Here is a 9,581-nt window from a genome sequence, read left to right as displayed (position 1 = left end):
GGCCCGTTTCAGGCCTGTTTTGGTGAAAACAGGCCTGAAACGGGCCGACGGGTTTTTCTTTATAGAGGTTTTGGTGCGTCTGCTATCTACCTTTCTACCACGCAGAGGAAGCCCACAACCACAGGTACTCGGCTATTTTCCAGAGGCCGTAGAGCAGCAACCCAAACAGGATCAGAAACGCGATGAGCACGCCAATGATGAAACCGGTGCCTTTGCCCTGGTACTTGCCTTCCTGGTAGTGGCGGCGCAGCAGGTCCACGTTTTTCTGGTTGGCTTTGTACCCGAAATCGAACAGCCAGCCCACAATGGGAATACTACCGATGACGGCATCCAGGAAGATGTTGAACAGCATTCTCACCACCAGCGCGCGGCTGGCCCCGTGCTTGGCCATGGTCATGACCAGCACGCCAGACATGGCAAACGAGGAAAGGTCACCCACCACCGGCAACAGCCCCATGATGGGGTCCAGCCCGAAGCGGAAGTTGGTGCCCGGCATCTTGAACTGGTTGTCCAGTAACCGCGAGATGGACTCCACCCACTTCAGGCGTTCATCAACGGGGGTAACAGGCGGGGTTGTCTGGTTCATGGCGTTGGATATTTCTCCTTCATACGCAGAAAAAGGCGGCAAGATTAGTTTTAGCCCTGGCGTTGCAGCATTCCCTCCAGCCGGGCCTTCACCTGGGGCCATTCCCGGTCCAGAATACTGAGCATCACCGAGTCACGCACGCGGCCTTCTGAGGTGATCAAGTGATTGCGTAAGATTCCCTCCTCGCGGGCCCCAATGCGGCGCATGGCCTGGCGGGAACGCTCGTTCAGCACATCGGTTTTCAGGGCGACCCTGATGCAGCCCAACTCCTCAAAGGCGTGCCGCAGGAGCAGGTACTTGGCCTCGGTGTTCACGCCGGTGCGCTGCCAGGCCGGGATGACCCAGGTCCAGCCAATCTCCAAGCCTTTATTCGCCAGGTCCATGTTCCCGAAGCGGGTGCTGCCCATGAGTTCCCCGGTCTCGGGATGTACGTACACAAACGGCAGCGCCGTGCCGGCCTCCTGTGCCTGGAGCGCGGCCCGCACGTAAGCGGCCATGTCCTCGGGGGTACGCAGCACGTTCAAACTCAGGCGCCAGAGGTCTTCCGCCAGCCCCACCCGGCTCAGCTCCGGAATGTCACTTTCCTGCATGGGTCGCAAAATCACGTGTTTGCCTTCAAGCGTAACCGGAGCGGGCGTTTTCATGGTGTTAAGGGTTGAGGTGTTCTAGGTTTCAATTTAGCAGAATTGGAGAAACCTTGCCACTTTTATCGTTTGGGAAAAGGCTTGCTTTATTTGTCCTCACTGCATCATTTTCCTTATGTCATTCAGGAGTGAGCCCTTCTTTGTCATCCTGAAAGGATCTTGTGGGCGAACGGTAACTGCATTTACAACAGCGCTTTTCCAGTTCACCACCAAGATCTTTCCAAGATGACAAATGAAAGCTTATCACTCTTTCTATGTCTCGGAAGAGAGGCTGAAAATAACGGCTGGCCGAGACACTCGCAGGAGCTGCGCGCACAACGAGGTCGGAAATGAGTTCTGAGTTCTGAGTTCTGAGTTCTGAGTTTAATAATAAAAACCGACTGGCGCGAGACTGAAGTCTCGTGACTTGGGATGATGCGAGTCTCCAGACTCGCCGGAAACCATGAGCAGCACGGCGGAAGCTCAACCAGAAAAGCCGCTTCAGAACCGTGATCTACAAACAATCATCCGTTTCTGACCTCTTTTAACCAAAACAGCCCCGAAACGGAAATCCGTTTCGGGGCTGTTTTCAGGGAATTGGGCTAAAAACGCTTAGAGCGCTCCTTCAGCGGGGCTACCGCTTTGCAGGAACGGGTAGCGGTAATCTACCGGCGGCACAAACGTTTCTTTGATGGTGCGGGCGCTGGTCCAACGCAGCAGGTTCAGCATGGAACCGGCTTTGTCGTTGGTACCCGAGGCGCGGGAACCGCCAAATGGCTGCTGCCCCACTACGGCCCCGGTGGGCTTGTCGTTGATGTAGAAGTTACCGGCGGCGTGGCTCAGTTTCTTGGTGGCCAGTTCCACGGCGTAACGGTCGTTGGAGAAAATGGCCCCGGTTAAGCCGTACGGCGAGGTTTGGTCTACCATCTCCAGCGTCTCCTCAAACTTATCGGCGTCATACACGTGCAGCGTCAGCACCGGCCCGAAGAGCTCTTCGCACATGGTCACGTACTGCGGGTCCTGCGCCACAATCACGGTTGGCTCCACAAAGTAGCCTTTGGTTTTATCATGATTTCCGCCCGCGATGATCTCTACCTGGTCATCGTTCTTGGCGGCATCAATGTACTTGGCCAGTTTGTCAAAGGATTTCTCATCGATCACGGCGTTCACGAAGTTCCCGAAATCCTGCGGGTCACCCATTTTCAGGGATTTCAGGTCTTCTACCACGTGGCCTTTCACCTCGTCCCAGATGTTGCTAGGGATGTAGGCGCGGGAGGCCGCCGAGCATTTCTGCCCCTGGTACTCAAACGCGCCGCGGGTGATGGCCACAGCCACTTCCTTCGCGTTCGCGGATTTATGCGCCACGATGAAGTCTTTCCCGCCGGTCTCGCCCACAATGCGCGGATACCCGCGGTACTTGGTGATGTTCTCCCCGATGGTTTTCCAAATGTGGTTGAACACGCCGGTGCTGCCGGTGAAGTGAATACCCGCAAACTGACGGTGCTTGAAGATGACATCGCCAGCCTCAGGACCATCCACGTACACCAGGTTGATCACGCCGTCTGGCAGGCCAGCGGCTTTGAACAGATCCATGATCACCTTAGCGGAGTACACCTGCGTATTGGCGGGTTTCCAGACCACCACGTTGCCCATCATGGCCGGAGCGGCGCACAGGTTGGCGGCGATGGAGGTGAAGTTGAACGGGGTCAAAGCGAACACGAAACCTTCCAGCGGACGGTGCTCCAGCCGGTTCCACATGCCCGGCATAGACTCCGGCTGCATTTTGTAGACATCGGTCATGTACTTCACGTTGAACCGGAAGAAGTCGATCATCTCGCAGGCGGCGTCAATCTCGGCCTGGAACGCGTTCTTGGACTGGCCCAGCATGGTGGCGGCGTTCATGCGCGCCCGGAAAGGTCCGGCCAAAAGATCGGCGGCTTTCAGGAAGATGGCGGCGCGGCTTTCCCAAGGCATGTGCGCCCATTGCTCGCGGGCAGCCAGAGCGGCGTCAATGGCCTGCTCTACGTGGCTGGCATCACCGTAATGGAAGTTCCCGATGAGGCGTTGGTGGTCGTGCGGCGGGTTGATGGGCATCAGGTTGCCGGTGCGTACTTCCTCGCCCCCAATGTACATGGGAATATCCAGTTGCTGCTCGCGCAACTCGTTATATGCTTTCTGCAGTTCTTCTCTTTCTTTGCTGCCGGGCGCGTAGCTTTTTACGGGCTCGTTTACCGGAATGGGGACATTGAAAAATCCGTTGGACATATGGTATTGGTTTTAAATTCAAGTAACAAGATAAACAAAGGTAGGGCTTTCGAGTAAAAAAGGCTAACGCAGGGTAGCCCGTGGAAACCGCATGGTTTTCTGGCCAACGCCGGCCGGCCTGCAAGGTTCATTCTACTCCATTATGGCTCCAAAAGACAATTTTTCCGCTCAGGCCAACCTGTACAAGAAGTTCAGGCCTACCTACCCAGAGGACCTCTACCAGCATTTGCGCTCCCTGGTACCCCACCCAGAACTGGCCTGGGATTGCGGCACCGGCAACGGGCAGGTGGCCGTAGAACTGGCTACGTTTTTCACCCACGTCCACGCCACCGACATCAGCGAAAAGCAGCTGGCGCAGGCACCGGCCTCTGATAAGATTACCTACCACCTGCTTCCGGCGGAGCAGACCTCTTTCCCAGATGACTCTTTTGACTTAATCACGGTGGGTCAGGCGGTGCATTGGTTTGATTTCGCGAAATTCTACCAGGAGGTGCACCGGGTGGCCAAGCCGGGTGCTGTTCTGGCGCTTTGGGGCTATGGCCTGCTCTCCATTTCAGAAGACGTGGACACGCTTATCTATCATTTCTACACCGAAGTGGTGGGACCCTACTGGGATTTTGAGCGCCGCTATATTGACGAAAGCTACGCCACCATCCCGTTTCCGTTTCAGGAGTTGCCCGCGTTTACCGGCGCCATTACCGCCACCTGGACGATCACCGATCTGGAAGGCTACCTGAACTCCTGGTCCAGCGTGCAAGCCTACCTCCGGCAAACCGGTGAGAATCCGGTAACCGGATTAATGGAAAAGGTGAAAACCGTTTGGCCCCAGAATCAGCAGAAAGAGGTGCGTTTCCCCATCTTCAGCCGGATAGGCCGGGTGGAGAAGTAAGCCTGCTTAGGACCTCTTTTTAGAAAAACGGGCCTAAAGCAGCTGGGCTTTATTTTTATAGAGAGTAATTACCTTATTTAGTTACGATTATCTATAGATACGGGTGGTAAAGCGTATGTTTGATTACGCCTATAGTACAGATAAGTGTAGGAGTACGTTTATCCAATAGTTGGCTGTAATAGTAGAAAGCTAAAGTTTACATATAAAGAAACTTTTCTGCATCTTTGGGAGTATCTAGAGATAATTATTTGATGCAGCAAAAATTTGAGGTTGACTTGCTGGAGGAGGCTTTCAGGTTTCTGGAATCGCTTGAGTTGAAGCACCGCGAGAAGATATTGCAGAATTTAAGAAGAGCTCAATCCCACAATGACCCAAAGCTTTTCAAGAAGCTAACAAGCGATCTTTGGGAGTTCAGGACGCTTTACGCAGGTCTTCAGTATAGGCTCCTAGCATTCTGGGACAAATCAGATAACAAAGAGACTCTTGTCCTGGCAACACATGGATTTGTCAAGAAAACCAGCAAAGTCGACAAAAAGGAAATTGCCAAGGCCGAACGGATTCGGGAAGTCTACTTTAAAGAGAAATAACCATGAAAAGATATTCACTTAGCGAAGCCGAGGACAAGCTCATCGGCATAAAAGGAACGCCGGAGCGTGACAAGTATGAATTCGAACTCAAACTGGAGCTGATTGGCGACATGATTCAGGCGGCGCGGAAAGAAAGGAACCTTACCCAGGAACAACTGGGGCAGCTTGTAGGCGTAAAAAAAGCACAGATATCCCGACTTGAGAACAACACGACCAATGTTACAATTGACACTATCCTTAAAGTATTTAATGCGCTTGAGGCAAAGGTTAACTTCAAGGTAGAAATGCTCAACAATAAAGTACGCATTGCCTAAAAAACTACAGTGGGTAACATTGTATAAAAATCATGCTTCGGCCGACGGCCTCACTCGTTTTTTATACGAGGCCGTTAGCACACATTAGAATTAATGAAAAAAGGATTTTTTGTCATCGCCTTGGTCAGCATTCTGTCGCTCATCTCTTTATATCTTTTCAGGCCAAGCAGAGATATAGAAGTTAGACATGTAGAACGCTTTCAAACCACAGATGAGATGAGGGCAGACTCATCCCTTGTCTCAGTCTATGATGAAGATGGAAACTTAATCTATACTCGACAAGACACAGCAAGCGAGACTACGAAGCAGGTGAATACTTCATTGAATGGTATGGTATTTTACAAATTAGCACGCGGCAAAGAGTACGTTAAGACCGAGGTTTTCAAGTATGATTACAGGAAGGAGAACTATTATGTCACCTTCAGTAACGATACCGTATCGGCTTCGGCACCTTTCGAGGCATCGATAAGCCGTAGCGGGGATGGTGTAGAAAGTGCCAAAGTAATAATAAGCAATGCCAAGAAGTATAACGTTGAAAAGATAGCGGGTAAGTATGGGGTAAAGTTGGTATACAAAGCCAAGTCGCAGCAACCAGGAGTTAACACCTTTGATGGAACAATAATCCTGCAGAACCAGCAATACCAGATAAGATTCAACTACTTTGTTAAATAGAAGAATAAAATAACACAGTGCTAACCACACCTATACGGCAGCGATGCCGCCGCATAGCCAAGTACATTGTGGTGCAGTGAATACATAATGAGAAAGTTACTTGTTATGATTACATCAGTTCCAACAATAGGTCTTCTGACAAGACTTATAGGAATTAAAGAGCTACCTAGTACTAACTACTCCTTCAACAGTATAGCACATTGATCCAAAAACAGAGAAGCCTTTCTTTTTGGGGCGTTTTTACCAAAACGACCTGAAAAGAAAGGCTTCTTCAATTGCAGCGTTTTCTACACGTCAAAGAGGAAGAACGGCATGGCAAAGCCCGCTTTCTGCAAAATGGGTTTGGCTACGTTGAATACTTTGACGCCTTTAGCGGTCTCGCCTTCCAGGGTACCGATGTGGGCGTGTCCGTGGAAACAGGCCAGCACGTTCTGGCGGTCCAGGGGCTCGGCTAGGCGCGAGCAGCCCAGGAACGGGTGAATGGCTTCGGGTTCTCCCTCTACCGTGGCTTTGATGGGTGAGTAGTGTAGCACGGCAATCTTCTTCACGCCGGGGTACTCGGTATCTAGGCGCGAAAGACCGGCTTCCAGTTTCAGGGCTTCTTCCACGGCTTCCTGCACAAAGGCTTTGTTGCTTACCTCGCCAAACATGGAAAGCATGTATTTGTCAAAACCACCCCCAAAACCCTTCACCCCGGCAAAACCCACGTTTTTGATCACCACGGCATCGCCATCCAGAAAGTGCACGTTGTCGCGAAGCAGGCAGGAGCGGATTTCCTCGTGTTCGTCTTTGTCATGATCATGGTTTCCCAGCACACAGACCACCGGAATGGTGCAGGAGCGCATCTCCTCGGCTAGAACTTCGGCTTCCTTGGCGTAGCCATGGTCGGTGAGGTCACCGCACAGCAGCAGGATATCGGCTTGGTCAGAGGCGGCTTTGAAGAAATCAACCCACTTGCCTTTGTCCGTCTCGCGTACGTGAATGTCACCTACGGCCGCAATCCGCACCGGCTTGGCGGGTTCCTCTACCACGGCGGGCAAGTCCGTGGGTTGGGGCGAGATGGGCTGTAAGGGCTGAACAGGCTGCGGCGTAACGTAGGGTTGCGGTTGTTGTTCCATTCTTGATGAGGTTAGGTCCTAGACACTAGATGTTAGACATGCATTCTTGACCGTTGAATACGTACCAGAAACCGTTAATGGTTAAAAAAACGGTCTACTCCAGCTTCGTAGTTTTACAACTTTCTAAATTTCAGCAGCTAACATCTGGTCTCTTAAATAGTCATGATGGTCATGGCCTTGAAGCCCCACTCGGTCACGGCCGGGGCGTACTGGGTCTGGTCGATGAGCAGACCACGGCACACTTTCTCGGTAGGCGGCGGCATGTCAAACTGCTCTTTGGCCCGCAGCAGCAGCTCATCAAACAACCAGCGCGGAATAATGTCGCGCTCAGACGGGTACACAAACTGGAAGGACAATAATTGCATCAAAACCAGTTGCCAGTGTTGCTCCAGGGTTTGCAAGATGCGTTCCCAGTCCATGTGCTCGCCGTGGCGCAGGATGAGGTGGTTCAGGTCTGAGCCATCGTAACGCTCGCGGTTCTGCACGTAAATCTTGCAGCGGAACAGGTCCTCGGCGGAGATGTATTTCACGGGCACGCCAAACTCGGTCCCGTCGGGGGCTCTCCGGAACCAGCCGTCGTTCACGGGCATGTTGTTGCCGGGGTTGTTGAAGATGAAGTCTACGTATTTTCCTTCTTTGAAGGCCTTGGCCAGCCAGCGGGCATCCACCAGCTCGGTCTTGAAGCCTTCGTCGTTGAAGATCTTGAGCAGGCGCGGGCAGTCGCCAGCCTTGCAGAACACGTCCATGTCTTTCATGGGCCGTTGCATGCCGGTGTACTGCCGAAGCGCAAAACCGCCGCCCATCAAGAAAGGCAGTCCGCTTTCATGCAGCATTTTGAGGGCCTGCGGGTAAAATTCCTGGGCCACCTCTGGGGCCATATCGTCCAGTTCCATAATATTCTTCAGTGCTGATAGGTAGAAAGATGTTTGCCGGTAAAGGCCCTGCTCCCCCTGCCCTGCTCACCGGCAGCCACCGGGCTACCTTATGCTGAGAAACAGGGGGTATAGCATTTACTGAATCCTTGGGAAAATGTTATCCAGAAGTGTACTTATGTAGCCGCATAACGCGCATTTGGCTGTTTTATGGACGTTTTCAGGAAAACAGGCCTAATCCAGAGCCCTCAAATTGGTTTGTGATCTGGTCTGGACTGCGTAAGTTTGGGCTTTTACCAAGGAGAAAGAGATGTCTGGAAAGAATGTAAAATATGTATTGATAGCAGTGTTCGCGGTCCTCATGGTCTGGTTTGTCAAAGATGCCTTCACCCAACCCGGCGTGCAGGACTTAAGCGGCGGCTTCGAAGAAGTGGCCATGTACCGCAACGAGAACAACACCGGCCCCATCCAGCGCATCTACGCCGTCACCGTGGCAGACACGCTCTGGGACCAGATGCAACAGTACGGCGACTTCATGCCCCACACCAAATACGGCACCACCCAGGTGTACTTTTTCCTGCAAGGGCAGCCCGCCCCAACTGCCGTTTCTCCCGGAGAACAGAATTTTGACGCCCAGTTTCAGCCAAATTGCCTGGCCAAATACGAGAAAGACGCCATGGGACAGGTAAGTCTGGTGAAGCGGCCATTCAGGTAAGGTGTTTTACCTAAAATGGTAAATCATCATTTGACAGATCATCATTCAAAGATGGTAGAGCTGAAACTTTGCTTTCATTTTGCAACAAATATTCGATTCCGCTTTGAGAAAGCTTATATGCATAAAAAACATTGTCAAAATTTTCTACAGCATTTTCCTTTTCAAGGTATCCTAGTCTTTCCAACTTAATAACACACAAATCAATTTGATTATCATTGATTTCCCTTATATTGTTCTTGATAGTCCAGATTGGCCAACCCACTGGAGCTTGAGTATAAGTAGAAATCAGTGATGACAAAACTCTAAAATCAATATCTGACAGGTTATTATTAACTATATGAGTTAGTTGATTTTCAGCTTTGTATAAAAGTGTACTATTTAGTAGACCAAGTCTTTCAACTTCTCTTTTGATCTTATTACAAGCCACATTAACAGCAGAGGTTAGATCATTATCGGATCTGTTTGGCTCATAATCAGCAGTTGTCATCCCCAGTAAATCTGTTGGTAGGTGCAGGTCTACTCCTCTTGGCTTCACAATATAACACCTCTCTTTTCCTATTTTCCCAATAAAGAGCCCAAGTTCAAAGATCACATTGTCTCTTACTACTTTCTTTTGTTCAGCTCTGATTGTTAAAAGATCATCGGGAGAGAATATAAAAACAGCAAAATCGACAGAGCTAGCCATTTTAACCAAATCATCGATTGTGTTGTTTGATAAAGAAAATGTTCCGTTTCGCCAAATTGTTACTTCTAGAGTATGATCCATGTTTTCATTGATCGCATCAGCTATATTTAAACTTTCAACTGAGCACCCTATAAACAACCTTGGCTTCTTCATTATGGAGAATGTTTCTTTTCAAAAGCTTAATATAAACATTTATTTCAGAACGCAATTCTCCCTTTCCGGCCTTCTTTCCTGAAAACAGCCCTGAAACGCCAT

Annotated in this window: 11 protein-coding genes; 5 read left to right on the top strand and 6 right to left on the bottom strand. The window is 50.7% G+C overall.

The features are described from left to right. Positions 1-94: 94 nt before the first annotated feature. The 3 genes from H7U12_RS06210 to pruA form a co-directional block, all read right to left on the bottom strand. Positions 95-586: a DUF4112 domain-containing protein gene (locus tag H7U12_RS06210; RefSeq protein ID WP_186634597.1), complete on the bottom strand. Its 492-nt coding sequence runs from the start codon at positions 584-586 to the stop codon at positions 95-97. Positions 587-636: 50 nt separating this feature from the next. Next, positions 637-1,230 carry a GNAT family N-acetyltransferase gene (locus H7U12_RS06205; protein ID WP_186634594.1) on the bottom strand — a complete coding sequence of 198 codons (594 nt, stop codon included), beginning with the start codon at positions 1,228-1,230 and terminating at the stop codon, positions 637-639. A 591-nt stretch (positions 1,231-1,821) separates the two neighbouring features. Next, positions 1,822-3,474: an L-glutamate gamma-semialdehyde dehydrogenase gene (pruA, locus tag H7U12_RS06200; RefSeq protein ID WP_186634591.1), complete on the bottom strand. Its 1,653-nt coding sequence runs from the start codon at positions 3,472-3,474 to the stop codon at positions 1,822-1,824. Between the two features lie 91 nt (positions 3,475-3,565). On the opposite strand from pruA, the gene H7U12_RS06195 reads away from it, so the two are divergent. The 4 genes from H7U12_RS06195 to H7U12_RS06180 all read left to right on the top strand — a co-directional run bounded on the left by H7U12_RS06195 (position 3,566) and on the right by H7U12_RS06180 (position 5,936). Beyond that, positions 3,566-4,363, top strand: a complete 798-nt coding sequence (locus tag H7U12_RS06195; protein ID WP_241749182.1) for a class I SAM-dependent methyltransferase — start codon at positions 3,566-3,568, stop codon at positions 4,361-4,363. A 224-nt stretch (positions 4,364-4,587) separates the two neighbouring features. After that, positions 4,588-4,950 carry a type II toxin-antitoxin system RelE/ParE family toxin gene (locus H7U12_RS06190; RefSeq protein ID WP_394368082.1) on the top strand — a complete coding sequence of 121 codons (363 nt, stop codon included), beginning with the start codon at positions 4,588-4,590 and terminating at the stop codon, positions 4,948-4,950. Between the two features lie 2 nt (positions 4,951-4,952). Then, on the top strand, positions 4,953-5,264 hold the full coding sequence (locus H7U12_RS06185) for a helix-turn-helix domain-containing protein (protein ID WP_186634584.1): 312 nt from the start codon (positions 4,953-4,955) through the stop codon (positions 5,262-5,264). Between the two features lie 93 nt (positions 5,265-5,357). Further along, positions 5,358-5,936, top strand: coding sequence for a hypothetical protein (locus H7U12_RS06180; RefSeq protein WP_186634581.1), 579 nt, complete (start codon positions 5,358-5,360; stop codon positions 5,934-5,936). Positions 5,937-6,223: 287 nt separating this feature from the next. Here the strand turns inward: H7U12_RS06180 and H7U12_RS06175 are convergent, their stop codons facing one another. Beyond that, positions 6,224-7,054, bottom strand: coding sequence for a metallophosphoesterase family protein (locus H7U12_RS06175; protein ID WP_186634578.1), 831 nt, complete (start codon positions 7,052-7,054; stop codon positions 6,224-6,226). A 152-nt stretch (positions 7,055-7,206) separates the two neighbouring features. Next, a complete protein-coding gene (locus H7U12_RS06170) occupies positions 7,207-7,947 on the bottom strand; it encodes a nucleotidyltransferase (protein WP_186634575.1) in 741 nt (246 codons plus the stop codon). 289 nt (positions 7,948-8,236) lie between these two features. Here H7U12_RS06170 and H7U12_RS06165 point away from each other — a divergent pair, with 289 nt between their 5' ends. Further along, positions 8,237-8,641, top strand: coding sequence for a hypothetical protein (locus H7U12_RS06165; protein ID WP_186634572.1), 405 nt, complete (start codon positions 8,237-8,239; stop codon positions 8,639-8,641). A 10-nt stretch (positions 8,642-8,651) separates the two neighbouring features. Here the strand turns inward: H7U12_RS06165 and H7U12_RS06160 are convergent, their stop codons facing one another. Continuing rightward, positions 8,652-9,479: a TIR domain-containing protein gene (locus H7U12_RS06160; protein WP_186634569.1), complete on the bottom strand. Its 828-nt coding sequence runs from the start codon at positions 9,477-9,479 to the stop codon at positions 8,652-8,654. Positions 9,480-9,581: the final 102 nt, after the last annotated feature.

Origin of the sequence: Rufibacter sediminis, assembly GCF_014269285.1 — a bacterium.
Taxonomy (GTDB): Bacteria; Bacteroidota; Bacteroidia; order Cytophagales; family Hymenobacteraceae; genus Nibribacter; species Nibribacter sediminis.
This window is presented reverse-complemented; position numbering and strand designations above follow the sequence as displayed.